This is a genomic window from Nocardioides massiliensis (genome assembly GCF_030811215.1).
GTDB lineage: Bacteria > Actinomycetota > Actinomycetes > Propionibacteriales > Nocardioidaceae > Nocardioides_A > Nocardioides_A massiliensis.
The window spans coordinates 321,852-346,444 of the sequence record NZ_JAUSQM010000001.1; the positions used below are offsets into that span (position 1 = coordinate 321,852).

Genomic DNA, 24,593 nt, shown 5'->3' on the forward strand with positions numbered 1-24,593 from the left:
CTCTCACGTCGCGGCGAGCCCGTGCACCTCGAGCACCAGCTCCCCCTGCTCCTGGGTCTGCTCGCGGTCGATCGTCGCGGTGATCCGCCAGTCCCGGTCGCCCTCGGGGTCGTCCAGGATCTGCGCGACCTCGTCGCCATCCATCACCAACAGCGCGGGACCACGCGCCTCGGCGCCGGTACCGAGGTCGGCATACTCCGCGAAGTAGGCCTCGACCTGCTCGGCCCACTCCCCCTCCGACGGACCGTCGGGGTGCAGCTCCACCAGGCCCGCGGCGTCGCGACGAGCCACGAGCTCGACCAAGCGGAACATCGCGTTGCGCACCAGCACCCGCAGCCCGCGCTCGTCGATCTTGGGAGCCGGGGGCCGGATGTCGTCCTGGGCCGCGGCTGCCGCGAGCACGGCCTCCGGGTGGACGAGCGCCTCCCACTCGTCGAGCAGGCTGGAGTCGGTCTGGCGTACGACGGCCCCGAGCCAGGCGGTGATGTCGGCGACCTCCTCGGTGCGCACGGACTCCGGCACCGTCTGGCGCAGCGCGCGGTAGGCATCGGAGAGGTAGCGCAGCAGCACGCCCTCGGAGCGGGCGAGCTTGTAGGCGGCGACGTACTCCCCGAAGGTCATCGCGCGCTCCCACATCTCGCGGACCACGGACTTCGGCGACACCGGCGTCTCCAGCACCCACGGATGGGTGCCGGCATAGAGCTCGTACGCCGCCTCGAGCACCTCCGCGAGCGGCTTGGGCCAGGAGACCTCCTCGAGCAGCTCCATGCGCTCGTCGTACTCCACGCCGTCGGCCTTCATCTCCCCGATCGCCTCGCCGCGCGCGACGTGCTCCTGGGCGCGCAGCACCGCCCGCGGGTCGTCGAGCGTCGACTCGATGATCGAGACCACGTCGAGGGCGAAGGTGTCGCTCTCGGGGTCGAGCAGCTCGAACGCCGCCAGTGCGAACGTCGACAGCGGCTGGTTGAGCGCCAGTCTCAGCGAGCCCTCACCGGTGTCCTCGACGACCCGGCAACCGTCGTCGTCCTGCACGACCACGCCGGCGGCCAGCAGCGTGCGATAGAGCGCGACCGCGCGGCGTACCAAACGCACCTGCGCGCGACCGTCCTCGTGGTTGTCGCGGAGCAGGGTCCTGAGGCGTGCCCACGGGGTCTCGACTCCGCTCGACCGGCTTCCGGACAGGAGGTTGAGCAGCATCCCGTGGTCGATCCGCATCCGCGAGACCAGCTGCTCGGGCTGCGCGGCGACGAGGCGCTCGAAGGCGTCCTCGGTCCAGGTGATCTGCCCCTCGGGCGGCTTCTTGCGCTGCACCCGCTTCAGCTTCTTGGGGTCGTCGCCGGCCTTCGTGACGAGGCGGTGGTTCTCGACGACGTGGTCCGGCGCCTGCACGACGACGGTGCCGATGGTGTCGTAGCCCGCCCGGCCGGCGCGCCCGGCGATCTGGTGGAACTCGCGCGCCTTGAGCAGCCGCTGGCGACGGCCGTCGTACTTCGTCAGACCGGTGAGCACTACGGTGCGGATCGGGACGTTGATGCCGACGCCGAGGGTGTCGGTGCCGCAGACGACCTTGAGCAGACCGTCCTGGGTGAGGCGTTCGACGAGTCGGCGGTACTTCGGCAGCATCCCCGCGTGGTGCACGCCGATGCCGTGGCGCAGCAGTCGCGACAAGGTCTGGCCGAACCCCTTCGCGAACCGGAACTCCCCGATCGCCGCCGCGATCTTGTCCCGGTCCTCGCGGCTGGCGACGTTGATGCTCGTCAGCGACTGCGCACGCTCGAGTGCCGCAGCCTGGGTGAAGTGCACGACGTACACCGGCGCCTGGTGGGTCGTCAGCAGCTCCTCGAGCGTCTCGTGCAGCGGCGTGAGTGCCCAGGAGAAGGTGAGTGGCACGGGACGCTCGGCCGTCGACACCTCCGCCACCGGCACTCCGGTACGCCGTTCGAGGTCGGCCTTGATGGTGGTGAGGTCGCCCAGCGTCGCCGACATCAGCAGGAACTGCGCGCGTGGCAGGAGCAGCAGCGGCACCTGCCAGGCCCATCCGCGGTCGGGCTCGGCGTAGAAGTGGAACTCGTCCATCACCACCTGGCCGACGTCGCCGTCGTCACCGCGCAGCGCGATGTTGGCCAGCACCTCGGCGGTGCAGCAGATGATCGGGGCGCTGGCGTTGACCGCCGCATCGCCGGTGAGCATGCCGACGTTCTCCGCCCCGAACACCTCGCACAGCGCGAAGAACTTCTCGCTGACCAGCGCTTTGATCGGCGCGGTGTAGTAGGTGCGCCGACCCGACGCCATCGCGATCGCGTGCGCCCCGATTGCCACGAGGCTCTTGCCCGACCCGGTCGGCGTGGCCAGCACGACGTGCGAGCCCGTCGCCAGCTCGAGCAGCGCCTCCTTTTGGTGGGGGTAGAGGCTCAACCCCTCGCCGGTCGCCCAGTCGGTGAACGTCCCCAGCAGCTCGTCGGGGTCGGAGGGCAGGGGCAGGGGAAGGGGGCGCATCGGGGTTCATCCTCGCAGGTCACCTGCCGGGCGGGCTGTCCACAGGGCGTCCGCGCCGATCCGGCGATCTCGGGCAGGGTCTGCGGATGGACCAGGAGATCCGGGAGCGGCTCGACGCCCAGGCGGGGGTGATCGCGCGACACCAGCTGCGGGAGCTGGGTGCCCGGCCGTGCGACCTCGAGCGCATGGTGCGTCGGCGCGACCTGAGTCCGGTGTATCGCGGGGTGTTCGTCAACCACACCGGCGAGCTGTCGTGGGCCCAACTCGCGTGGGCGGCCGTCCTCGCTGTCTGGCCCGCAGCGCTCTGGGGACCGACCGCGTTGCGCGCCCACCGAGATCACCGCGTCCGCGCCGCAGGTGAGTCCGTCGAGGACGGCACGCTCCATGTGGCCGTCGAACACGGACGCCGGCTGGTGGCGCCCACCGGCGTCACGCTCCACCGCGTGCGCCGACTCGACGATCAGGTGCGGTGGAATCTCGGCCCGCCGCGCCAGCACGTCGAGCAGGCGGTCCTCGACGCCGCAGGGTGCGCCACCACGCGCACCGGACGGATCGGGGTGATCACCGCCGTCGCAAACGCCGGCGCCAGCACCGCGGAGCGGATCCGCCGAGCGCTGGACGCACGCTCCCGCATCCGTGATCGGGAGTGGTGGCGGGGAGTGCTGACCGACCTCGCCGAGGGCACCAACTCGGTGCTCGAGCACGCCTACCTCGTGAACGTGGAGCGAGCCCACGGCCTGCCCGCCGGTCGGCGCCAGGCGCGCGTAGTCACCGAACGCGGCGTGACCTATCGCGACGTCGACTACGACGGCCTCGTCGTCGAGCTCGACGGACATGCGTTCCACAACAGCGCGGTGGACCGGACCCGGGACCTCGCGCGTGATCTTCGGACCGCCGTCGCAGGGGTGCGCACCGTGCGGTTGAGCTATGGGCAGGTGTTCGACGACCCGTGCGGCGTCGCTGCGAGCATCGCCGCGATCCTCCACGCGCCCGTCCGTCCGTGCGGCCCTCGGTGCGCCGTACCCCGGTCGGCATGATCGGGGTGGGTCTGACGCACCAGGCACGTCAAACCCACCCCGTTCATGCCCGTCGCGCGCGCCAGTCGGCTCGGAGCGGGGGTACGGCGGCGACGAGCAGGACGACGGCGACCGGGATGAGCACCGCGAAGCCGAAGGTGAGGTAGCCCGCCGCGCCCACCATCCCGCCGAGGGTGAACAGCCCGACCAACGAGGTGAGGAGGGCGAGCTTGCGCCGGTCACCACGCACCGGGTCGTGGCCGTCGCGGCGCGAGCGATAGCCGAGCTTGCCCAGCTCGATGCCGATGTCGGTGATCATCCCGGTGACGTGCGTGGTGCGGATCTGGGCGCCGGAGATCTTCGTGATGAGCGCGTTCTGCAGACCCATCGTGAAGCACAGGACGACCACGATCAGCACCGTCCGCCACCCCGCGAGGTCGGTGTCGAGTCGATCGGCGAGGAGCCCCACGAGCAGGATGAGGGCAGCCTCGATCGCCAGGACCGCGGCGTACCTCCCGTGCAGCTCCCGGCGCCGGCACCAGTTGAAGACGACCGCGCAGGCCATCGCCCCCGCCAGGAACGCGACGATCGCGCCGGCGGCGAGCGCCACCACGTCCCACTCCCCGATCACCGCGGAGTCGGCCAGCGCGGCGGTCACGCCGGTCATGTGGGAGGTGTAGAGCGCGACCGCCACGAAGCCGACGGAGTTGAGGATCCCGGCGACGGCAGCCAGCAGCGCGGCGAGCTGCCAGTTGCGGCGCGTGGTGCGCACGGGTCCGACGATCACCGGGCCATCCTCCCTGGTCTCGTCTCCGCTCGAGCGACTACCCAAGACTCGACCGACGGGGTTGGGTGGACCCATGACCCGCCCGTTGCGCTCCCTGTCCCTGGACGATCTGCGTCGGCGTACGTCGATGAAGTGGCAGACGTACGGCGCGGACGTGCTGCCGCTGTGGGTGGCGGAGATGGACGCCCCGATCGCACCGGCGGTGCAGCAGGCACTGACCGAGGCGATCAGCACGGGCGACACCGGCTACCCGATGCTCGAGCCGTACGCCGAGGCCTTCGCCCAGTTCGCGACCGACCGCTGGGCTTGGACGCCGGACGCCGCGACGACCCGGGTGGTGAGCGACGTGATGGGCGGCGCGGTCGAGGCGCTGCGGCTGGTGGCGCCGCCGGGGTCGGTCGTGGTGCTCAGCCCGCCGGTCTACCCGCCGTTCTACGGGTTCCTCCAGGCGGCCGGCTGGGAGGTGCGCGAGGCACCGCTCGGCAGCGACGGACGGCTCGACCTGGTGGCGGTGGCTGACGCGCTGCCGGGCGCTGCGGCGTACTTCCTGTGCAGTCCGCAGAACCCCACCGGCGTCGTGCACACCGCCGAGGAGCTCGCGGCCGTCGCGCAGCTGGCCGACCGCCACGGCGTGCGGGTGGTCGTCGACGAGGTGCACGCACCGCTGACCCACCCGGGCGAGACCTTCGTCCCCTACCTCGCGGTGCCGGGCACCGACGACGCCTTCGTCCTCACCTCCTCCTCGAAGGGCTGGCACCTCGCGGGCATGAAGGCCGCGCTCCTCATCGGTGGTGCCGCCACGAGCGAGGACCTCGCGCGCCTCCCCTGGGTCGCCGACCACGGCGCATCCCACCTCGGCGTCCTCGCCCACACCGCCGCGCTGCGCGACGGCCGCGACTGGCTGGACGCCCTGCTCGTCGACCTGGTCGAGAACCGCGAGCTCCTCGCGGATCTCCTCGCCGAGCACCTCCCCGCGGTTCGGTACGCCGCGCCCCGGGCGACCTACCTGGCCTGGCTCGACTGCCGGGACCTGGCGCCGGAGGTGGCCCGGGCTCCGGGCGCCTGGTTCCTCGAGCACGCGAAGGTGGCCCTCAACGAGGGCGCGGACTTCGGCGCCGGCGGGGCGGGGCACGTGCGGCTCAACCTCGCCACCACGCCGGGGATCCTCGAGCGTGCGGTGGCGCAGATGGCGCATTCCGTCGGTCGAGCGGGGTCGAGACCGCGCGACGTGTGACCCGCGGGACCTCCGGGCACCCTGCGCGCGTGACCACCTTCCGCGCCACCAACGACAGCCAGGGCGTCGTCCGCGCACCGCGCGAGGTCCTGTGGGAGACGCTGACCGACCCCGCGACGCTGACCAAGCTCACCCCGATGCTGCAGCACATCGAGGTGGTGGGCGAGCAGGACGGGCACCCGCTGTGGCGCTGGACGATGAGCGGGATCGACGTGCTCGGGGTCAAGTTCCGCCCGGAGTTCACCGAGCAGATGATCTTCGACGAGCCGTCGTCGATCGACTACCGGCACGCGCCGCCGGCAGGCACGACGGAGAAGGCGTCGGTGCAGGGGTGGTACCGCCTCACCGACGCCAGCGACGACGACGGACCCGCGACGCACCTGCAGATCAGCATCGAGATCCGGGTCGACCTGCCGCTCCCCCGCGTCGCGAGCCGCGCGGTCACCGCGGTGATGAGCCGGGTCATCGACTTCACCGGGGAGAAGTTCGAGGCCAACCTCTACGCCCACCTCGGCACGACCGGCACGACCGACCGGCCCTGAAGCGGACCCGGACTCACCCCACCTGCGCGGCCGCGGCCCTCCCCGCCGTACGCCCGGAGAACAGGCAGCCGCCGAGGAACGTGCCCTCGAGCGCGTTGTAGCCGTGCATGCCACCGCCACCGAACCCGTTGACCTCGCCGGCGGCATACAACCCCGGCAGCGGCTCACCCTCGCTCGTCAGGCACCTCCCCGACAGGTCGGTCTCGAGCCCGCCGAGGGTCTTGCGGGTGAGGACGTTGAGGCGTACGGCGATGAGCGGGCCGTGCTTGGGGTCGAGGAACTTGTGCGGCGAGGCGACGCGGATCAGCTTGTCGCCGCGGTAGTTGCGGGCTCCGCGCAGCGCGGTGATCTGCGCATCCTTCGTGAACTCGTTGTCGATCTCCCGGTCGCGCTTCTCCACCAGCTCCCGAAGCGCGCCGGCGTCGATGTGCAGGCCGGCGTCACCGACGCGGTTCATCCCCTCGACCAGCTCCTCGAGGGTGTCGGCGACGACGAAGTCCTCGCCGTGTTGCTTGAACGCCTCGACCGGCCCCGCCGCGCCCGCCCTGACGCGCGACAGCAGCAGCTTGACGTCCTTGCCGGTCAGATCGGGGTTCTGCTCCGAGCCCGACAGCGCGAACTCCTTCTCGATCACCGCCTGCGTCAGCACGAACCACGAGTAGTCGTGGCCGGTGGAACGCAGGTGGGTGAGCGTGCCGAGGGTGTCGAAGCCCGGGAAGTACGGCGCGGGCAGCCGGTTGCCCTCCGCGTCGAGCCACAGCGACGAGGGACCGGGCAGGATGCGGATGCCGTGGTTGTCCCAGATCGGGTCCCAGTTGCGCAGGCCCTCGACGTAGTGCCACATCCGGTCGGGGTTGATGATCCGCGCCCCGGCCTCGCCGGTGATCTGCAGCATCCGCCCGTCGACGTGGGCAGGGACGCCGGCGACCATCCTCTTCGGCGGCGTGCCGAGCCGCGCCGGCCACGCCTTGCGGACGAGATCGTGGTTGCCGCCGATCCCGCCGCTGGTGACGATCACGGCCTGGCCGCGGATCTCGAAGTCGGCGATCTCCTCGCGGTTGCTGGCCATTCCGCGCGCGACGCTGTCCGGGGCGAGCACCGTGCCCTGCACCCCGACCACGGCACCACTCTCGAGCACGAGGGCGTCGACCCGGTGGCGGAACCGGAACTGCAGTCGCCCCGTGCCGGCGTGCTCGCGCACGCGGCGCTCGAACGGCTCGACCACGCCCGGCCCGGTCCCCCACGTGATGTGGAAGCGCGGCACGGAGTTGCCGTGGCCCTCGGCGCGACCGTCACCGCGCTCGGCCCAGCCGACGATCGGGAAGACCCGGTGCCCCATCTGGCGCAGCCACGCCCGCTTCTCCCCGGCCGCGAAGTCGACGTACGCCTCCGCCCAGGCGCGCGGCCACCGATCTTCCTCGCGGTCGAACTGCGCGCTGCCCAACCAGTCCTGCCAGGCGAGGTCGCGGGAGTCCTTGACACCCATGCGCCGCTGCTCGGGGCTGTCGACGAGGAACAGCCCGCCGAGACTCCAGAACGCCTGCCCGCCCAGTGACTGCTCGGGCTCCTGGTCGATGAGGATCACCGACCGGCCGGCGTCGGCCGCCTCCGCCGCCGCGACGAGGCCCGCGAGGCCCCCGCCGACGACCACGACGTCTGCCTGCTGTCCCACCGTCCGCTCAGCCATGTGCCGAATGCTTCCATGCCGGCCCCGCGATGTGGCTAGTGTCCGCGACCATGAGGCATCTCGAGGGACGCGTCGTCGTCGTCACCGGGTCCAGCCGCGGCATCGGGTACGCCGTCGCGGCCGAGCTCGTCGCCCAGGGCGCGCGCGTCGTGGTCAACGGGCGCGACGCGGCCGTGGTCGACGCCGCGGTCGAGGAGCTGGTCGCCGATGCGCCCGGCGCAGCGGTCGGGGTCGCCGGGTCGGCGGCCGAGCCGGCCGTCGCGCAGGCGCTCATGGACGCCGCCGCCGAGCTCGGCGGGCTCACCGACCTCGTCGCGTGCGCCGGCACCGCCGAACCGACCGGATCCTCGATCCTCACCGTCACCCCCGAGCAGTGGCAGGACCTGATCGATGCACACCTGACGTCGGCGTTCCAGGTCGCGCGACTCGCCGGACCCCTCCTTGTCGAGCGCGGCGGCGGATCGATCGTGCTGACCGGCTCCCACGCGTTCACCGGGTCGTACGGCGGCTCCGGCTACCCCGCCGCGAAGGGTGCGACCGTCAGCCTGGGACTCGCCATGGCCGCCGAGCTGCGCGACCACGGCGTACGCGTCAACACCGTCTGCCCCGGCGCCCGCACCCGGCTCTCGACCGGTGACGACTACGAGGCCCAGATCGAGGACCTGCACCGCCGCGGCATCCTCGACGACCTCACGCGGATGGGATCACTCGACCCGGCGGGACCCGAGTACGTCGCGCGGCTGTATGCGTTCTTGCTCTCCGACCTCGCCGCCGACATCACCGGTCAGACCTACGTCGGCTCCGGGTGCTTCCTCGGACGGTTCGCGCGACCGGAGGCCGAGATGATCACCTGGGCCGACCACCACACCACCCCGCCCCTGACGCTCGAGCAGATCGCCGAGCACCTGGCCTGAGACCTGCGCGTGGGCGTCAGCCGCGGGTGCCGCGGGTGCCGTGTCCGCTCCCGTGGCCGCTCCCGTGGCCGGTCCCGTGACCGGTCCCGTGCCGCGACCCGCGGGTCTTGGCGGTGCCGCCGGTCTTCTTGGTCTTGCGGGTGTGGACCGTGGCGGGCGGTGGCTCGGGGTCGGGCTCGTCGGTCTCCTCGACCACGTCGTCGTCCTCGGCGGCGTCATCGAGCCGGGCCCGCAGCTGTTCGGCCGCGGCGAGCACGTGCTCGGCGTCCCCGTCCTCGAGCCTGCCCTCGTCGCGCGCGTCGGTGGCGAGGGAGGTGAGCCGGTCGAGCGCGGTCCGCGCGGTGTCCTCGTCACCTGCGACAAGCGCCGCATCCACCTCGTCGAGTGCGGTCGCGAGTGCGGGCACCTGACTCGCCGGGGTCGTCGCGCCTCCGCAGGCGGCGACCAGCACGACTCCCGCCACGACCACCGCAATCCGGGCCAGGGCACTCATCGCCGTACCGCGTCGTGGAGGCGGCCGAGCGGCTCTCGGAACTCGGCCGGCAGGTTGGTCGGGAGGCCGTCGGCATCGCGTTCGACCGTCGCGGACGGGGTCCGCTCCGACTCACCGGACCCGGCCGTCGCCGCCACGGCGACGCCACCGAGCGCCACCAGCACACCCGCACCGGCGAGCAGGGCCAGCGCCGGCTGGCGTCGGACCCACTCCCGCACCCGGTGCACGGTTGCGGCGGCGGGCCAGGCGGGACCGGACGGGGTCTGCGTGAGTACGACGGTCCGCGGGTCCAGCACCGCGGTCTGCTGCTCGAGCACGGCTGTCGCTGTCGGCAGGTCGTCGGTCTCGGCACTTCCGGTGTCGGCGAGCGCGCGCAGCTCATCAGCGACCTCGGGAGCCGCAGGGCGGGCGGGTGCTTCGCGGGCAGTCATCGCCGCCACCAGTGCTCGCCACGGCGCGGGGAGGTCGGTCGGCACGGTCACGGGCTGGTGGAGCCGGGCCAGCGCTGCCTCGGCCGGCACGCCCGAGTAGGCCCGCGTGCCGGTCAGCACCTCCAGCAGCACGAGGCCCAACGCGTAGACGTCAGCGGCTCCGGTGACGGGGTCGCCGGTCAGCTGCTCGGGAGCGAGGTAGGCGGCTGTCCCGATCGTCATGCCGGTGCGGGTGTGGCCGGTGACGTCGGAGAGCAACCGCGCGATCCCGAAGTCGGTCAGCCATGCACGGTCGCCGTCGACCAGGATGTTGCCCGGCTTCACGTCGCGGTGGACCACGCCGGCGCCGTGGACCGCTGCCAGGGCATCGGCGACCTGGGCACCGATGCGCGCCACCCAGCGCGTGTCCGAGCACGGCTCGGCGCAGTGCTCGCGCAAGGTGGTGCCGGGCACGAGCTCCATCACGAGGAAGGGACGCTGCTCGTCGAGCGCGGCGTCGAGCACGGTGACCAGGCCTGGGTGGTCGAGCCGCGCGAGCGTCCGCGCCTCCTGCACGAACCTGGCGCGCTCCCCCGCGTCCAGCGTCGGCTCGCGCAGGACCTTGACCGCGACCTCCCGGTCCAGCACGACATCGGTGGCCCGATAGACGTCGGCCATCCCACCGCGACCGAGCACGGACTCGACGCGATAACGCCCGCCGAGCGTGACGTCGTCCGCCTCGTGCGGTGGATCGATCTGCTGGACCATCGCGGCCCCCTCTCCCCACGCCCGTGGGCTCACCGCTCAGCCGTTGCCTTTGCCCGTGCCCGGACCGCCGCCGGGGTCGCCACCACGCCCGCCGGGCGTGCCCGCCCACGGCGGCGGGCCGCTCTTCGCGGGCCCTCCGGTGCGCGCGGGCTTCTCGTTCTTCTTCGGTGCGGGTGCCGGGGCGCGCGTGGATGCCTTCTGCGTCGCCGCTCGCTCTGCAGCCGCCTTCTGCGCCGCTGCCTTCTGCGCGGCTGCCTCCGCCGCGGCCGCCTTCTCCGCGCGCGCCTGCGCCCGGGCCCGCCGCTGGCGTTGTTGCTGTCGTTTGTCGGCGAGCGCCTCCAGCTGCTTGCCCCACCCGACGACGACCGCGAGGCTCGAGGAAGGGAACGTCGACCCCGCCCCGCCGGCTGCGGCTCCGGCCGTCGCCGCGGCCGTGGCCTCAACCTCGCCCTGGAGGCCGGCGGGCAGGTTGAGCCCGAGCACCAGTGCGAGCACCGCCGCCGCGCTCACCAGCACCGCCGCTGCCGGTCGTTTCGCCACCACCCGACGAGCGCGGGCGAGCACGGCCACGCCCGTGCGCGGCTCCGGGCGGTCGTCTCGGGCCGCGGTCGGCGCAGCCGGCACCGGGAGGGGCACCGGCATGAACGTCCTCGTGGTGGTGGCCGAATCGGCGTACGCGTCGGCGACGGCCTGCAACCGGCGCGCGACCTCCTCGGCCCCGGGACGATCGGTCGGCTCCATCGCCGTCATCGCGTGCAGCAGGCTCTGCCAGCCCGCCGAGAGGTGGGCGGGGACCTCGGGCGGCTGGGAGATCCGCGCGACGGCGGCCTCGATCGGCGTACCGACATACATCCGCCGACCGGTCAGGAGTTCCAACAGCACCAGCCCCAGCGCATAGACGTCCGCGGCGGGCGTGACCTCACTGCCGGTGACCTGTTCGGGGGCGAGGTACGCCGCCGTCCCGACCGCCATGCCGGTGTGGGTGTGGCCGGCCGGGTCCTGCAGGAGCCGGGCGATGCCGAAGTCGGTGAGCCAGGCACGCCGGGACTCGTGGTCGACGAGCACGTTCGCGGGCTTCACGTCCCGGTGGACGATCCCGCGGTGGTGCACGGCGGCCAGCGCCTGCGCCACCTGGGCGCCGATGCCGGCGACCCACCCGGGCGCGCCCGGCGGGCCATTGCAGAAGTCGCGCAGCGTGCGGCCCTCGATGAGCTCCATGACCAGGTAGGGCTTCTCGCCCTCCAGGCCGGCGTCGAGCAGCGTCACCAACCCGGGGTGGGCCAGCCGCGCAAGGGTCCGGGCCTCGGTGATGAACCGGGCCCGATCGTCGTCAGCGGCGGCGGTGTCGCGCAGCACCTTGACCGCGACGTCCCGGTCCAGCAGGACGTCGGTGGCGCGGTGGACGTCGGCCGCTCCGCCACGGCCCAGCAACGGGCCCAGCGCATAGCGGCCACCCAGGACGACCTGCTCCTGGGTGGTGCGGGGGACGGGATCGGGTGACGGGGGCATCACGGCTGTGATGCCCGGTGCCGGGTGGTCTGACACCTCGGGGCGGCGTACGGCGATCCCCCGTCGCGGTTCGCTTCGTCGAGACGGGCGTACCCTCGATCCCATGGTCGAGCCGATCACCGCCGGGCAGTTCCGCGCTGCCGCTGGCGTCGAGGACTGGCAGGTCGACGCCACCGCGGCCGTCGCGACCTTCGGCACGGCGTCGTTCGCCACCGGGGTCGCGCTCGTCAACCGCATCGCGAAGCTGGCCGAGGACGCCAACCATCACCCCGACGTCGACCTGCGCTACACGACGCTCACCGTGCGGCTCACCACCCACCAGGTGGAGGCGCTCACCGAGCGCGACGTGGCGCTGGCGCGGCAGATCTCCCGGGCCGCCCGCGACCTGGGCATCTCGGTCGTCCCGGCCTGACCACGGATCGCCGCAGGCTCACCCGGCGGTCAAGCGGATCGTCAGCCGGGCAAACGCGTGCCCGAACGGCGAGATCGGCCCGATCGCGGCACGTTTGCCCGGTTGAGGAGCACGGCGCAAGATCAGAGAACCTTCTTGACCACGCTCGACTTGAGCTGCATGCGGCCGTGGCCGGGGACGGTGGCGTCGATGTCGTGATCTCCCACGCCGTCGGTGATGAGGCGGATGCCGCGGAGCATCGTCCGTCTCGGCCGCGAGGCCCTCACCGGCGGTCCACTCGTGCCCGCACATCGGGCACACCAGGAGGGCGCCCTGCTCGTAGGAGTACTCCTCGGCGCACGCGGGGCAGGGAGGGAGCGCCTCAGACATTGAAGCGGAACTCCACCACGTCCCCGTCGGCCATGACGTAGTCCTTGCCCTCGATCCGCACCTTGCCGGCCGCCTTGGCCGCGGCCATGGAGCCGGCATCAACGAGGTCGTCGAACGAGACGACCTCGGCCTTGATGAAGCCGCGCTCGAAGTCGGTGTGGATGACGCCCGCCGCCTGCGGGGCGGTGGCGCCCTGCGGGATGGTCCAGGCGCGAGCCTCCTTGGGCCCGGCGGTGAGGTAGGTCTGCAGGCCGAGGGTCTCGAAGCCGACCCGGGCGAGGACGTCGAGCCCTGGCTCCTCGACGCCCATCTCGGCCAGCATCGCGCGCGCCTCCTCGTCGTCGCCCAGCTCCACTAGCTCGGACTCGAACTTCGCGTCGAGGAAGATCGCCTCGCTCGGGGCGACCAGGTCGCGCATCTGCTGCTTGAGCTCCTCGTCGGCAAGCTCATCGGCGTCACAGTTGAAGACGTAGAGGTACGGCTTCGCCGTGAGCAGGGACAGCTCGCGCAGCAGGGTGCGGTCGATCGTGGTGGCGCTGACCGGCGTACCGGCCTCGAGGGACTCCTTCGCCTCCCGGACCGCCTCGAGCTGCGCGGCGTACTCCTTCTTCATCCGCGCCTCCTTCTCCAGGCGCGGGATCGCCTTCTCCACCGTCTGCAGATCGGCGAGGATCATCTCGGTCTGGATCGTGGAGATGTCGCTGGCCGGGTTGACCTCGCCGTCGACGTGGGTGACGTCCTCGTCGCGGAAGACGCGGGTCACCTGGCAGATCGCAGCCGACTCGCGGATGTGGGCGAGGAACTTGTTGCCCAGGCCCTCCCCCTCCGAGGCGCCGCGCACGATGCCGGCGATGTCGACGAACTCCACCGTCGCGGGCAGGATCTTCGCCGACCCGAAGATCTCGGCGAGCTTCTCCAGACGCGGGTCGGGCACCCCGACGACGCCGACGTTGGGCTCGATCGTCGCGAACGGGTAGTTCGCCGCGAGCACGTCGTTCTTGGTCAGCGCGTTGAAGAGGGTCGACTTGCCGGCGTTGGGGAGACCGACGATCCCGATGGTGAGAGCCACGGGGGTCAAGCCTACGAGAGGAATGGGGAGCCGGCCGCACGGGTAGCGTCCCTCCCATGATCGGATTCCTTGTCGCTGGCCTCATCATCGGCGCCCTCGCGCGCCTCATCAAGCCCGGGAAGCAGCACCTCAGCCTCCTCGCCACCCTTGGCCTCGGCCTCGTGGGATCCCTGATCGGCGGCACGATCGCGTGGCTGATCGGGAGCGGAAGCATCTGGGAGCTCAACATCCTCGGCTTCATCCTCGCCGTGGTCGCCGCCGTGCTGCTGGTGGGCACCGCCGAGGCCATGGTCGGCAAGAAGGACCGCGTCTGACCCTCTGACTCGGACGAGCATCCCTGGGGCCCGCTGGTCGCGCCGATTAGTCGAGTCCCGCCGGCTTAGATCCGGGCCACCGCCATTGCCAGGGTCGCGGCGTCGGTCACCTCGACCGACGGCCGCGGCCCTGTCTCGTCCACGACGTGGCCGGGCCGGACGAGCCGCACGGTCACCAGGCCCGCCTCGAGCGCACCGCGTACGTCGCGCGCCGACGCCGCGACGTGCACCAGCGGTCCGGGCGCCACGGCCTCGGCCGCCGCGCGATAGATCGCCGGGCTCGGCTTGTAGGCACCGAGCCGCTGCGACGTGAGCACGAGCTCCGGGTCGACCAGCGCATAGGCCTGTGTGCGCCGCGCCAGGTCGTCGTCGACGTTGGAGAGCAAGCCGACGCGGTGCTGCGCGGCGACGGCCGTGACGCCCGCCGCGACATCGGGCCACAGCGGCCACTGCCCCACCGACTCCTCGAGGCGCGCCAGGTCCCGCTCGGCGTACGCCGGGTCGTGATCGAGCTCCGACCACGCTCGACGTACGGCCGCGAGGGAGACGTCGTGGAAGGTCGCCGGCGGCGCAGCGCTGCGCTGCAGCGCCTTGTTGTGCCCGTCCCAGCGCTCGTACAGCTCCTCACCGGACTGCGGCCAGCCACGCTCGGCGGCGAGCTCGGCCAGGACCGTGGCTGCACCGGTGCGGCTGTCGGTGAGAGCGCTGAAGAGGTCGAACGTGACGATCACGTCGACGACGCTACCGACGCGGTCGGAGGCCGCCCCTAGGGTGGCCGTCGTGCGCATCGCCACCTGGAACGTCAACTCCGTCCGCTCCCGCATCGACCGCCTCGAGGCGTTCCTGACCCGTCACGAGATCGACGTGGTCTGCCTGCAGGAGACCAAGGCCCGCGACGACCAGTGGCCGACGATGGGCCTGCAGGCGCTGGGCTACGAGGTCGCGACCTACGGCCTGAACCAGTGGAACGGCGTCGCGATCGTCTCCCGCGTCGGGCTGGCCGAGGTCGAGTCCGGGTTCCCCGAGATGCCGGGGTACGGCGACCCGGTGGCGCCCGAGGCGCGTGCCATCGGCGCGACCTGTGGCGGCGTACGCCTCTGGTCGATCTACGTGCCCAACGGCCGCAAGGTCGGCGACCCTCACATGGACTACAAGCTCAGCTGGCTGGACGCGCTGCGTGTCCAGGCCGCGAGCTGGTTGGACGCCGACGCCGAGGCCCAGGTCGTCATCGCCGGCGACTGGAACGTCGCCCCCACCGACGACGACGTCTTCGACATCACGCAGTTCCGCACAAGCACCCACGTCACCGAGCCCGAGCGCGCGGCGTTCCGCGCCTTCCTCGACGCCGGGTACGCCGACCTGGCCCGCCCGCACACCCCCGAGCCGGACACCTATACCTACTGGGACTACTACCGGCAGCGCTTCGAGCGGAACCGCGGCATGCGCATCGACTTCCTGCTGGGTACGCCGGCCGTGGCCGCGCGGGTCACGGGCGCGTTCGTCGATCGCGAGGAGCGAGCCGGCAAGGGTGCCAGCGACCACGCGCCCGTCGTCGTCGAGCTGGGCGACTGACGTCGGCTGGCTCCGTCAGCAGCCCCGGCCCGCGACGTACCGGTTGGTGGTCGCCGCCTCGAAGCTGTCCCCGCCGCTGGTGTAGCCGAGGCGGATGCCGCCCACCTCGCCGGAGCCGCCGTGGCGCAGGTGGACGAACAGGTGGTAGCCCCGATCGGCGGTCAGCTCGGCGCCGACGGCCGGCTGGCGCTCGGCCCAGGCGTAGCCGGGCTGGACCCCCTCACCGCTGGGCGGCATCGTGTCGAAGAAGCCGCCCGGGTCCTGCTCGGCGGCCGAGACCCAGGCATCGACGAGCTCGAAGCCGTCCGCCCCGACCGCGTCGACGGACTCGAGGGTGACGTCCTCGCTGGGCTCGAGGTACTCCTCGCGCAGCAGCACGTCCTGACCGAGCGGCCCGATCGGCAGGCAGACCTGGTAGGTCTCGATCGCCAACGGGTCGGTCTCGTCCTCCGGGAGGGGAACGGCGTCGCCCGAGCCGCTCGGGGTCGCGAGGCTCGGCTCGAGGTCGTCGTCGGGCGCCTCGTCGGCATCGCCGCTGCACGCGGCCAGCGCCACCGCCGCGGTGAGCGCGAGGGCGGGGGCGAGGAGCCGGGCCGGGAGGGGGGCGCGTCGATGCATGCTCTCAGTTCTAACCCATGTGTGGGCAGCGCGGCGATCCCGCCCACTGTCGGTGCCAGGGTCCACCATCACTGCATGGGCATCTCACAGGTGACGTTGGTGGTCGTGGTGATGGTCGTGGTTGCTGCGCTGGCGGCCGCGGTCGGCTACCTCCTCGGTCTCCACCGGGGCGCGCGGACGCCGGGCGCGAGTGTGCCCGACGTCCACGCGGGGCTGGAGCGGCTGAGCGCGCAGATGCAGGCCTTGGAGCGGGAGCGGGCGGGCCTGCAGGGCGAGCTGCACGCCCAGGTCGACCTGCTCCGACGCGAGACGGCGACGCTGTCGACCGCGCTGCGGCGACCGGCGGTCCGCGGCCGCTGGGGTGAGCTCCACCTGCGCCGCACCGTCGAGCTGGCCGGCATGGTCGCGCACTGCGACTTCACAGAGCAGGTGAGCGTCGCTGACGACGAGGGCGCCCGGCAGCGGCCTGACCTGGTGGTCCACCTCGCCGGCGGACGCAGTGTCGTGGTCGACGCCAAGGTCCCCCTCGACGCGTTCTTCGACGCGACGTCGGCGATCGACGAGGACGAGCAGCTCGCCCACCTGCGCCGCCACGCCCACCAGCTGCGCCGCCACGTCGACCAGCTCACGGCGAAGGCCTACTGGCGCGGGCTGCCCGACTCGTGCGAGTTCGTCGTCCTCTTCGTGCCCGGGGAGTCGTTCCTGTCCGCCGCGTTCGAGGGCGACGACGGACTTCTGGAGTACGCCGCGGCGCGCAACGTCGTCATCGCGACGCCGACGACCCTCATCGCGCTGCTGCGCACGGTCGCGCACGCCTGGACCCAGGAGTCGCTGGCGCAGACCGCACGGGAGATCCACGCCCTCGGCAGCACGCTGCACGCGCGGCTCGCGACGCTCAACGGGCACTTCGAGCGGCTCGGCCGCGCGCTGGGCTCGGCCGTGGGGAGCTACAACGACGCCATCGGGTCCTACGAGCGCCGCGTCCTGGTCACCGCGCGGCGCTTCGGCGAGCTCGACCCGAGCGCAGAAGATCTCGACGCGCCTGCGCCGATCACGCAGGTCACGCGCGTACGGTGAGCCGCGTGAGCGTCCTGGCGCACGCCGCCGCCGTCCTCGTGACCGTTGCTGCGCTCGACATCACCCTGACCGACCGGATCGGCATGCTCTTCGACCTGGTCTTCATCACCACCTGCCTGATGACCGCGCTGGCGGCCCGGCCGGGCGACTTCTTCGTCGTCGGCATCGCTCCCCCGCTGGCACTGCTCGCGCTGTGCCTCGTCCTGGCCGCGTTCGCGCCCGCGACGGTCGCCGATGCCGGCGACGGCCTCGTCCAGGCGACAGTGAGCGGACTTGCCGGGCACGCGGTCGCCCTGACCGTCGGCTACGCGCTGACGCTGGGTGCCCTCGTCGTACGCCGACAGGGTCACTCGAAGCGGCTGGTGTCCCCCGCGCCCTGACGCACGACCTCGGGGACGCCGTCGGAGAGGTCGACCACGGTGGTCGGCTCCGCCCCGCAGTCACCGCCGTCGATGACGGCGTCGAGCAGGTGGCCGATCTCGTCGTCGATCTGCCACGCCTGGGTCATCGGCTCGTCGGCGTCGGGCAGCAGCAGCGTCGACGACAGCAGCGGCTCCCCGAGCTCACTGAGGATCGCCTGGGTCACGCGGTGCTCGGGGATGCGGACGCCGACGGTGCGCTTCTTCGGGTGCATCAACCGCTTCGGCACCTCGCCGGTGGCCGGGAGGATGAAGGTGTACTGCCCCGGGGTGGCCGCCTTGACCATCCGGAACGACGCGTTGTCGACGTGGACGAACTGCCCGAGCTGGGCGAAGTCGGCGCAGACCAGCGTGAAGTGGTGCTTGGCGTCGAGCTGGCGGATCGAGCGGATCCGCTCCAGTCCGTCGCGGTTGTCCAGCGCGATGCCCAGCGCGTAGCAGGAGTCGGTCGGGTAGGCGATGAGGCTGCCGTCGCGCAGCAGCTCGACGACCTGTCCGATCAGCCGCGGCTGTGGGTCGACCGGGTGGATGTCGAAGTAGCGCGCCATCGGGGCCGCTCAGCGGATGCCGGCGGCGCGCATGTCGCGGCGCAGCTCCGGCGGAAGGGCGAAGATGAGCGACTCCTCCGCGGTGCGGACGGCCTCGGCGTCGGGGAAGCCGCGCTCGCTGAGGTAGGCCAGCACGCCGTCGACCAGGTCGTCGGGGACGGAGGCGCCCGAGCTCACCGAGACGGTGCGCACGCCGTCGAGCCACGCCTCGTCGATCTCGCCGGCGTCATCGACGAGGTACGCCGCCTTGGCGCCCTGCTCGAGGGCCACCTCGACGAGGCGGACGGAGTTGGAGGAGTTCGTCGAGCCCACCACGATCACCAGGTCGGCGTCGGGGGCGATCGTCTTGACGGCCTGCTGACGGTTCTGGGTGGCGTAGCAGATGTCGTCGGACGGCGGGTCGAGCAGCGCAGGGAAGCGCTCGCGGATCGCGGCGACGATCGTCATGGTCTCGTCGACCGACAGCGTGGTCTGCGACAGCCAGGCGACGCGCTCGGGGTCGCGCACCTGGATGGTCGCGACGTCCTCGGGGGTCTGCACGAGCTGGATGTGCTCGGGGGCCTCGCCAGCGGTGCCCTCGACCTCCTCGTGGCCCTCGTGGCCGATGAGCAGGATGTCGTAGTCGTCGCTGGCGAAGCGGCGCGCCTCGTGGTGGACCTTGGTCACCAACGGGCAGGTGGCGTCGATCGTCTTGAGGTTGCGCTCGGCCGACTGCCGATGCACCTCGGGTGAGACGCCGTGGGCGGAGAAGACGACGGTCGCGCCCTCGGGCACCTCGGCGACCTCCTCGACGAAGATCGCGCCGCGCTGCTCGAGGTTGGCCACGACGTGCTTGTTGTGGACGATCTGCTTGCGGACGTAGACCGGTGCGCCGTACAGCTCCAGCGCCTTCTCGACCGTGATCACCGCGCGGTCGACACCCGCGCAGTAGCCCCGGGGCGCGGCCAACCGCACGGCGCGGTCAGCGTGGACCGGGTCGAGGACAGGCGGCATGCCGAGATCTGCGGAGGTCATGACTCCATCGTAGGTCGCGGCTGGCCACGCGCCATCTCGTAGGCTCCGCGCGTGGCCCTCGAGACCTCGCTCGCCGCTCCCGCCCCCGTCCGCCAGATCGCCCTGGCCGTCGGGCAGTGGGTCGAGCGACTCGGCGTCGTCTGGGTCGAGGGCCAGGTCGCCCAGGTCAACCGCCGCCAGGGCACGCAGACGGTCTTCATGACCCTGCGCGACCCGATCGCCGACATCTCGCTGACGGTGACCTGCCCGCGCTCGTTGTACGACGCCCTCAACCCCCCGGTGGTCGAGGGCGCGAGCGTCGTGATCCAGGCGAAGCCGTCGTTCTACCCCAACCGCGGCACCTTCTCGATGGCCGCGCGCGACATCCGCACGGTCGGACTCGGCGACCTGCTCGCCCGGTTGGAGCAGCGCCGCCAGCTGCTCGCCGCGGAGGGCCTCTTCGACCGCGCCCGCAAGCGGCCGCTGCCGTTCCTGCCCGGCACCGTGGGGCTCGTCACGGCACCCTCGTCGGCCGCGGAGCGCGACGTGCTCGAGGTCGCCCGGCGCCGCTGGCCGGCGGTGCAGTTCGCCGTGCGGTACGCCGCCATGCAGGGCCCACGGTCGGCGGCCGAGGTGATCGAGGCCGTCCGCGCGCTCGACGCCGACCCGTCCGTCGACGTGCTGGTGATCGCCCGCGGCGGCGGCTCGGTCGAGGACCTGCTGCCGTTCTCCGACGAGGGGCTGTTGCGGGTGGTCTCGGCCTGCCGCACCCCGATCGTCTCGGCGATCGGCCACGACCAGGACAACCCGCTGCTCGACCTCGTCGCCGACGTGCGTGCCTCGACGCCGACCGACGCCGCCAAGCTGGTCGTCCCCGACGTCGTCGAGGAGCTCGCGCGCGTCCGACAGGCGCGCGACCGGGTGCGGCGCGCCGTGGTGACCCGCCTCGACCGAGAGCAGCGTGCGGTCGCCGATCTCCGCAGCCGACCCGTCCTCGCCGACCCGCGGGCGGGACTCATGGAGCGCCGACAGGCCGTGCGCGACCTGCGCGACCGCGGGCGCCGGGCCCTCGGCGTACGCCTCGAGGCACGCGCCGCCGATCTCGAGCACCAGCGTGCCCGGGTCCGGTCGCTGTCGCCGCTGGCCACCCTGCAGCGTGGGTACGCCGTGGTCCGCACCGCCGACGGCCACCTGGTCGGCGCGGACGCCGAGCCGGGCACGGGTGTCCGCATCCGGGTCGCCGGCGCCGAGCTGGGCGCGACCATCGACGACGTCCGACTGATCGAGGAGAGCACCGATGAGTGAGTCCCCCAGCGAGCTGGGCTACGAGCAGGCCCGCGACGAGCTGGTCGAGGTGGTCCGGGCGCTCGAGGCCGGCGGCACCGACCTCGAGGAGTCGCTGCGGCTGTGGGAGCGCGGGGAGGAGCTGGCGCGCATCTGCGAGCGCTGGCTCGAGGGCGCACGCGCGCGGCTCGACGCAGTCCTCGCCGAGGACGCCGCCGACGACTGACGTCCCACCCGTCACAAGTTTCACCGCCCGACTAACGAAACCGGGCGCCGGAGGCGTCAGTTTCGTTCGACGAGCGGGCGTGTCGTTAGTCGGGCGGTGAAACTGCCGCCACTCAATCCGTCGTGAGGGAGGCGGCGAGGGCGGTGATGGTGTCCGCGCCGGCGGTGCCGACGACGAGGACGGTGGTGTCCTCGAAGGTCCGGGTCAGGGCGAAGTCGCCGCCGTCGTCGGTCCACGACTGCCAGGTGCCGGCGAGCTCGCCGTCGGTGACCTCGACGTCGTCGCCGGGCACCGCATCGGCGTCGACGTGCGTGCTGACCATCCGCTCGACCGCGGCCCGGGACTGCTCGACGCCGACGTAGCGGCGCTCGTCGGTCAGCATCCCGAGGTGGAAGCGCGGTGTCGGCTCCGGCGTGAAGCGCATGCTCGTGGTGATCCAGTCCTCCGGCAGCGCGTTGGGCGCGACTGCGGGGACCTGGTCGCGTGCGGCCGAAAGGACCGCGGCGTACTCCTGCTCGTTCAGCGCCCGCGGGTCGACCTGCACGTCGTCGCGCACCAGGCTGCGGAAGCCGACGAAGAGCCCGACGCCGGCGAGCACCACGATCAGCGACCCGATCAGCGCCGGGGTCGACCGTTGGTAGCGGCCGGGACGCCCAGCGGGCTGCGGTGCACTCACGGCGGCGATCCTAGCCCGACGCGCACAGGGGTCCGCGTCAGCGCAGCCGCGGAGCCAAGGCAGCCGAATACCTTCCGCAGATGCGGTAGTTTCAGCCTGTGTACTACCGCATCTCCGAGACTGCCGACCTGCTGGGCGTGAGCGACGACACCGTACGCCGCTGGGGTGAGGCCGGGCGGGTGGAGATCGCTCCCGGCCCCGATGGGCGGGCCAGCGTGCACGGCCCCGACCTCGCGCGCCTCGCCCGCGAGCTCGCCGACGACCCCCACGCCGCTGGCCTGCGGCGCGGGTCGGTGAGCGCCCGCAACCGGCTGCGCGGCATCGTGACCGACGTCCGCAAGGACACCGTGATGGCGCAGGTCGAGCTGACCTGCGGGCCCTACCGCGTGGTCTCGCTCATGAGTGCCGAGGCGGCCGACGAGCTCGGTCTGGAGCCCGGCGTCGTCGCGATCGCGTCGGTCAAGTCCACCAGCGTCGTGGTGGAGCGCCCGTGAGGTCCGTACGCCGCGGGCCCGTCCTGGCGGCCACCCTGCTCGCCGCCCCCCTGCTGGCCGCGCTCACCGGGTGCGGTGGCACCGGTGGGTCCGGCACCGACGACCGCACCCTGGTCGTGCTCGCGGCCGCCTCGCTGAGCGAGAGCTTCGGCGAGCTGGCGGAGGTCTTCGAGGACGCGAACCCCGGGGTCGACGTGCGGCTCTCGCTCGACTCCAGCGCCACCCTGGCCCAGCAGGCAGTGGAGGGTGCGCCTGCCGACGTGCTCGCGACCGCTGACCTGCGAACGATGCGGACCGCCGCGGACGCCGGCGCCCTCGCCGCCGAGGCGGAGGTCTTCGCGACCAACGCGATGGTGCTGGTGACCCCCGCCGACGCGGACATCGGGATCACCGAGTTCGCCGACATCATGGGCACGACGTACGTCGTCTGCGTGGAGTCGGCGCCCTGTGGTGCGATCAGCCGTGAGCTGCTCGACGTCAACGGCATCGAGTCGGACCCCGCGAGCCTCGAGGTCGACGTCAAGGCGGTCCTCACCAAGGTGCTGCTCGGGGAGGCCGACGCCGGGATGGTCTACGCCACCGATGCGGCAGCAGCGGGCGACGCCGTGCGGACCTTCGAGGTGCCGGGCGCGGCGGGCCTGCTCAACGACTACCCGATCGCGGCGCTCGCCGAGGCACCCGAGCCCGACCTCGCCCGCGCGTGGACGGACCTGGTCCTGTCGGCCGAGGGGCAGCGGGTGCTGGCGCGCCGTGGGTTCGGACCGGCTCGGCCGTGAGCCGCGACGTCCCTCCCGCCCTCGGGCGGATCCCCCCGCTGCTGCTGGTCCCCGCCCTGCTCGGCACGGCCGTGGTCGTGCTGCCGATGGTCGGCCTGCTCGCCCGCAGCCCGTGGCGCGACCTCTCCTCCCTGCTGGGCGAGCCCGACGTCCGCCGAGCACTGCTCCTGTCGGTCACCACCTCGACCCTCACGGCGGTGGTCTGCCTGCTCCTGGGGCTGCCGCTGGCCTGGCTCCTGGCCCGCGGGCGGTTCCGTGGATGCCGGCTCCTGCGCGCCGTGCTCACCGTGCCGCTCGTACTGCCGCCCGTGGTCGGCGGTGTCGCCCTGCTCGGAGGCTTCGGTCGCAACGGCCTGCTCGGCGGACCGCTGCGTGACGCCTTCGGCGTCTCCCTGCCCTTCACCACCGCGGCCGTCGTCGTCGCCCACACGTTCGTGGCGCTGCCGTTCTTCGTCCTGGCGGTCGAGGGCACGCTGCACACGCAGGGCGAGCGGTACGACGCGGTGGCGGCCACCCTGGGCGCCCGGCGGTGGACGACCTTCCGACGCGTGACCCTCCCCCTCGCGCTGCCCGGCATCGCTGCCGGCACCGTGCTCGCCTGGGCCCGCTCGCTCGGCGAGTTCGGCGCCACCATCACCTTCGCCGGCAACTTCCCCGGCGCGACCCAGACGATGCCGCTGCTGGTCTACACCCGCCTCCAGGACGACCCGAGCGCGGCGTACGGACTGAGCCTGGTGATGCTCGCGCTCAGCCTCGCCGTGCTGGTCCTGCTGCGCGACCGCTGGCTCGGAGCAGGCCGGTGAGCAGACCGACGAGCACCCCCGACAGCCACGCCCTCGACGCCCGCGTCGTCGTCGCGCGCCCCGGCCACCGCACGGATGTCCGGCTGCGCGCCGACGCCGGCGACGTCGTCGCGGTCATCGGCCCCAACGGCGCGGGGAAGACGACCGTGCTGAGTGCCCTCGCCGGCCTCGTCGGTCTGGACGACGGCTGCGTGCGCGTCCACGACCAGGACTGGACCCACCGACCCGTGCCGGAGCGCGATCTCGGGGTGGTGTTCTCCGGCCAGCAGCTCTTCCCCCACCTCGATGCCGCCGCCAACGTCGCCTTCGGGCTGCGCTCGCGCGGTGTCCGGCGCCGCGACGCGGCAGCGACGGCCCACGCGTGGCTGGAGCGCTTCGGCGTCGCCGACCTCGCCGACCGTCGCCCGCACGAGCTCTCCGCCGGCCAGGCCCAGCGCGTCGCCATCGCCCGCGCGCTCGCACCCCGCCCAGCGGTGCTGCTGCTCGACGAGCCGCTCACCGCCCTCGACGTGCGCGTCGCCACCGCCCTGCGCATCGAGCTCGCCGCCCACCTCACGGCGTACGACGGGGTGTGCGTCCTGGTCACCCACGACGCACTCGACGCCCTCACCCTCGCCACCCGCGTGCTGGTCCTCGACGGAGGCCGGGTCGTGCAGGAGGGATCACCCACGGAGGTGTCGCGTCACCCCCAGACCGCCCACGTCGCGCGATTGGTCGGCCTCAACGTGCTCCGCGGCGAGGGCACCGGCGACCGGCTCGTCCTGCCCGGCGGCACCGAGCTCGTCGCCGTCGAGACCCCGCGCGGACCGTCCCTGGCGTCCTTCCCCCCGGCCGCCGTCGCCCTGCACCACGACGAGCCCGCCGGGTCCATGCGCAACCGGTGGCCGGTGGAGGTCCGCTCGCTCGCCCCGCACGGCGGTGCGCTGCGGGTCCAGCTCACGCTGGCCGGCGAGGAGCAGGACCTCATCGCCGACGTGACGCCCCTGAGCGCGACCGACCTCGGGCTCGTGCCCGGTCGGCGCGTGTGGGCGGCGCTCAAGGCCACCGAGGTCACGACGTACGCCGCGGGGTGAGCGCGCCGCGTGCG

Annotated in this window: 28 protein-coding genes and 1 pseudogene; 15 read left to right on the top strand and 14 right to left on the bottom strand. The window is 72.7% G+C overall.

Going from position 1 to position 24,593, the window contains the following annotated elements; translation table 11 throughout:
- Positions 1-3 precede the first annotated feature (3 nt).
- Entirely contained in the window at positions 4-2,496 is a 2,493-nt protein-coding gene (locus J2S59_RS01760; protein WP_068120273.1) for a DEAD/DEAH box helicase, read from the bottom strand.
- 86 nt (positions 2,497-2,582) lie between these two features.
- Here J2S59_RS01760 and J2S59_RS01765 point away from each other — a divergent pair, with 86 nt between their 5' ends.
- Entirely contained in the window at positions 2,583-3,533 is a 951-nt protein-coding gene (locus tag J2S59_RS01765) for a putative endonuclease domain-containing protein (RefSeq protein WP_306824750.1), read from the top strand.
- A gap of 43 nt (positions 3,534-3,576) precedes the next feature.
- On the opposite strand, the gene J2S59_RS01770 is transcribed toward J2S59_RS01765, so the two are convergent.
- Positions 3,577-4,299, bottom strand: coding sequence for a YoaK family protein (locus J2S59_RS01770; protein ID WP_068119080.1), 723 nt, complete (start codon positions 4,297-4,299; stop codon positions 3,577-3,579).
- A 73-nt stretch (positions 4,300-4,372) separates the two neighbouring features.
- On the opposite strand from J2S59_RS01770, the gene J2S59_RS01775 reads away from it, so the two are divergent.
- Both J2S59_RS01775 and J2S59_RS01780 read left to right on the top strand, forming a co-directional pair.
- Complete coding sequence (locus J2S59_RS01775) at positions 4,373-5,533, top strand: MalY/PatB family protein (protein WP_306824751.1); 1,161 nt, start codon at positions 4,373-4,375, stop codon at positions 5,531-5,533.
- A 29-nt stretch (positions 5,534-5,562) separates the two neighbouring features.
- Complete coding sequence (locus tag J2S59_RS01780; RefSeq protein ID WP_068122410.1) at positions 5,563-6,075, top strand: SRPBCC family protein; 513 nt, start codon at positions 5,563-5,565, stop codon at positions 6,073-6,075.
- Positions 6,076-6,088: 13 nt separating this feature from the next.
- On the opposite strand, the gene J2S59_RS01785 is transcribed toward J2S59_RS01780, so the two are convergent.
- Positions 6,089-7,762, bottom strand: a complete 1,674-nt coding sequence (locus tag J2S59_RS01785; protein ID WP_306824752.1) for an FAD-binding dehydrogenase — start codon at positions 7,760-7,762, stop codon at positions 6,089-6,091.
- Positions 7,763-7,812: 50 nt separating this feature from the next.
- On the opposite strand from J2S59_RS01785, the gene J2S59_RS01790 reads away from it, so the two are divergent.
- Positions 7,813-8,676: an SDR family NAD(P)-dependent oxidoreductase gene (locus J2S59_RS01790; protein WP_306824753.1), complete on the top strand. Its 864-nt coding sequence runs from the start codon at positions 7,813-7,815 to the stop codon at positions 8,674-8,676.
- Positions 8,677-8,692: 16 nt separating this feature from the next.
- On the opposite strand, the gene J2S59_RS01795 is transcribed toward J2S59_RS01790, so the two are convergent.
- Genes J2S59_RS01795 through J2S59_RS01805 form a run of 3 tightly spaced genes read right to left on the bottom strand, consistent with a single transcriptional unit; the run spans position 8,693 to position 11,856 of the window.
- The gene (locus tag J2S59_RS01795) at positions 8,693-9,169 is read right to left on the bottom strand and encodes a hypothetical protein (protein ID WP_306824754.1); all 477 of its coding nucleotides are present in this window, start codon (positions 9,167-9,169) and stop codon (positions 8,693-8,695) included.
- Positions 9,166-10,347: a serine/threonine-protein kinase gene (locus J2S59_RS01800; RefSeq protein WP_068124532.1), complete on the bottom strand. Its 1,182-nt coding sequence runs from the start codon at positions 10,345-10,347 to the stop codon at positions 9,166-9,168. Before J2S59_RS01800 ends, J2S59_RS01795 begins: the two co-directional genes overlap by 4 nt.
- Before the next feature lie 36 nt (positions 10,348-10,383).
- Positions 10,384-11,856, bottom strand: coding sequence for a serine/threonine-protein kinase (locus J2S59_RS01805; protein WP_306824755.1), 1,473 nt, complete (start codon positions 11,854-11,856; stop codon positions 10,384-10,386).
- Positions 11,857-11,959: 103 nt separating this feature from the next.
- Here J2S59_RS01805 and J2S59_RS01810 point away from each other — a divergent pair, with 103 nt between their 5' ends.
- Entirely contained in the window at positions 11,960-12,268 is a 309-nt protein-coding gene (locus J2S59_RS01810) for a 4a-hydroxytetrahydrobiopterin dehydratase (RefSeq protein ID WP_068119427.1), read from the top strand.
- A 122-nt stretch (positions 12,269-12,390) separates the two neighbouring features.
- Here J2S59_RS01810 and J2S59_RS01815 read toward each other — a convergent pair whose 3' ends face one another.
- The 3 genes and pseudogenes from J2S59_RS01815 to ychF all read right to left on the bottom strand — a co-directional run bounded on the left by J2S59_RS01815 (position 12,391) and on the right by ychF (position 13,706).
- The gene (locus tag J2S59_RS01815) at positions 12,391-12,507 is read right to left on the bottom strand and encodes a PhnA domain-containing protein (protein WP_281366703.1); all 117 of its coding nucleotides are present in this window, start codon (positions 12,505-12,507) and stop codon (positions 12,391-12,393) included.
- Positions 12,508-12,550: 43 nt separating this feature from the next.
- A pseudogene (locus tag J2S59_RS20280) lies at positions 12,551-12,637 on the bottom strand (alkylphosphonate utilization protein); the annotation flags it as partial.
- On the bottom strand, positions 12,630-13,706 hold the full coding sequence (gene ychF / locus J2S59_RS01820) for a redox-regulated ATPase YchF (protein ID WP_068119430.1): 1,077 nt from the start codon (positions 13,704-13,706) through the stop codon (positions 12,630-12,632). The pseudogene J2S59_RS20280 and the gene ychF, both read right to left, overlap by 8 nt.
- Before the next feature lie 56 nt (positions 13,707-13,762).
- Between ychF and J2S59_RS01825 the strand changes: the two genes are divergently transcribed.
- Positions 13,763-14,020, top strand: coding sequence for a GlsB/YeaQ/YmgE family stress response membrane protein (locus tag J2S59_RS01825; protein ID WP_068119432.1), 258 nt, complete (start codon positions 13,763-13,765; stop codon positions 14,018-14,020).
- Positions 14,021-14,085: 65 nt separating this feature from the next.
- On the opposite strand, the gene J2S59_RS01830 is transcribed toward J2S59_RS01825, so the two are convergent.
- Positions 14,086-14,751: an HAD-IA family hydrolase gene (locus J2S59_RS01830; RefSeq protein ID WP_220138371.1), complete on the bottom strand. Its 666-nt coding sequence runs from the start codon at positions 14,749-14,751 to the stop codon at positions 14,086-14,088.
- Between the two features lie 49 nt (positions 14,752-14,800).
- Here J2S59_RS01830 and J2S59_RS01835 point away from each other — a divergent pair, with 49 nt between their 5' ends.
- Positions 14,801-15,592, top strand: a complete 792-nt coding sequence (locus tag J2S59_RS01835) for an exodeoxyribonuclease III (RefSeq protein WP_068119452.1) — start codon at positions 14,801-14,803, stop codon at positions 15,590-15,592.
- 15 nt (positions 15,593-15,607) lie between these two features.
- Here J2S59_RS01835 and J2S59_RS01840 read toward each other — a convergent pair whose 3' ends face one another.
- Entirely contained in the window at positions 15,608-16,210 is a 603-nt protein-coding gene (locus J2S59_RS01840; RefSeq protein WP_068119438.1) for a hypothetical protein, read from the bottom strand.
- 75 nt (positions 16,211-16,285) lie between these two features.
- Here J2S59_RS01840 and J2S59_RS01845 point away from each other — a divergent pair, with 75 nt between their 5' ends.
- Both J2S59_RS01845 and J2S59_RS01850 read left to right on the top strand, forming a co-directional pair.
- Positions 16,286-17,287, top strand: a complete 1,002-nt coding sequence (locus J2S59_RS01845; protein ID WP_068119442.1) for a DNA recombination protein RmuC — start codon at positions 16,286-16,288, stop codon at positions 17,285-17,287.
- A 5-nt stretch (positions 17,288-17,292) separates the two neighbouring features.
- The gene (locus J2S59_RS01850) at positions 17,293-17,667 is read left to right on the top strand and encodes a DUF6542 domain-containing protein (RefSeq protein WP_181641737.1); all 375 of its coding nucleotides are present in this window, start codon (positions 17,293-17,295) and stop codon (positions 17,665-17,667) included.
- Here J2S59_RS01850 and J2S59_RS01855 read toward each other — a convergent pair.
- A complete protein-coding gene (locus J2S59_RS01855) occupies positions 17,634-18,254 on the bottom strand; it encodes an L-threonylcarbamoyladenylate synthase (protein ID WP_068119447.1) in 621 nt (206 codons plus the stop codon). The genes J2S59_RS01850 and J2S59_RS01855 overlap by 34 nt on opposite strands.
- Before the next feature lie 9 nt (positions 18,255-18,263).
- The gene (locus J2S59_RS01860; protein WP_246360204.1) at positions 18,264-19,268 is read right to left on the bottom strand and encodes a 4-hydroxy-3-methylbut-2-enyl diphosphate reductase; all 1,005 of its coding nucleotides are present in this window, start codon (positions 19,266-19,268) and stop codon (positions 18,264-18,266) included.
- 51 nt (positions 19,269-19,319) lie between these two features.
- Here J2S59_RS01860 and xseA point away from each other — a divergent pair, with 51 nt between their 5' ends.
- Both xseA and J2S59_RS01870 read left to right on the top strand, forming a co-directional pair.
- Positions 19,320-20,552 (top strand): exodeoxyribonuclease VII large subunit, encoded by a 1,233-nt coding sequence (xseA, locus tag J2S59_RS01865; protein WP_306824756.1) that lies wholly within the window; start codon positions 19,320-19,322, stop codon positions 20,550-20,552.
- Positions 20,545-20,757: an exodeoxyribonuclease VII small subunit gene (locus J2S59_RS01870; RefSeq protein ID WP_068116973.1), complete on the top strand. Its 213-nt coding sequence runs from the start codon at positions 20,545-20,547 to the stop codon at positions 20,755-20,757. The genes xseA and J2S59_RS01870 overlap by 8 nt, the downstream gene beginning before the upstream one ends.
- A gap of 112 nt (positions 20,758-20,869) precedes the next feature.
- Here the strand turns inward: J2S59_RS01870 and J2S59_RS01875 are convergent, their stop codons facing one another.
- Positions 20,870-21,433, bottom strand: a complete 564-nt coding sequence (locus J2S59_RS01875) for a DUF4245 domain-containing protein (RefSeq protein WP_068116981.1) — start codon at positions 21,431-21,433, stop codon at positions 20,870-20,872.
- 98 nt (positions 21,434-21,531) lie between these two features.
- On the opposite strand from J2S59_RS01875, the gene J2S59_RS01880 reads away from it, so the two are divergent.
- The 4 genes from J2S59_RS01880 to J2S59_RS01895 are packed head-to-tail and all read left to right on the top strand — an operon-like array spanning position 21,532 to position 24,579.
- Positions 21,532-21,927, top strand: a complete 396-nt coding sequence (locus tag J2S59_RS01880) for a TOBE domain-containing protein (protein WP_068116983.1) — start codon at positions 21,532-21,534, stop codon at positions 21,925-21,927.
- On the top strand, positions 21,924-22,703 hold the full coding sequence (gene modA / locus J2S59_RS01885) for a molybdate ABC transporter substrate-binding protein (protein ID WP_181641498.1): 780 nt from the start codon (positions 21,924-21,926) through the stop codon (positions 22,701-22,703). The genes J2S59_RS01880 and modA overlap by 4 nt, the downstream gene beginning before the upstream one ends.
- Positions 22,700-23,506 (top strand): ABC transporter permease, encoded by an 807-nt coding sequence (locus J2S59_RS01890; protein ID WP_306824757.1) that lies wholly within the window; start codon positions 22,700-22,702, stop codon positions 23,504-23,506. The genes modA and J2S59_RS01890 overlap by 4 nt, the downstream gene beginning before the upstream one ends.
- Complete coding sequence (locus tag J2S59_RS01895; protein WP_068121274.1) at positions 23,503-24,579, top strand: sulfate/molybdate ABC transporter ATP-binding protein; 1,077 nt, start codon at positions 23,503-23,505, stop codon at positions 24,577-24,579. The genes J2S59_RS01890 and J2S59_RS01895 overlap by 4 nt, the downstream gene beginning before the upstream one ends.
- Positions 24,580-24,593 lie beyond the last annotated feature (14 nt).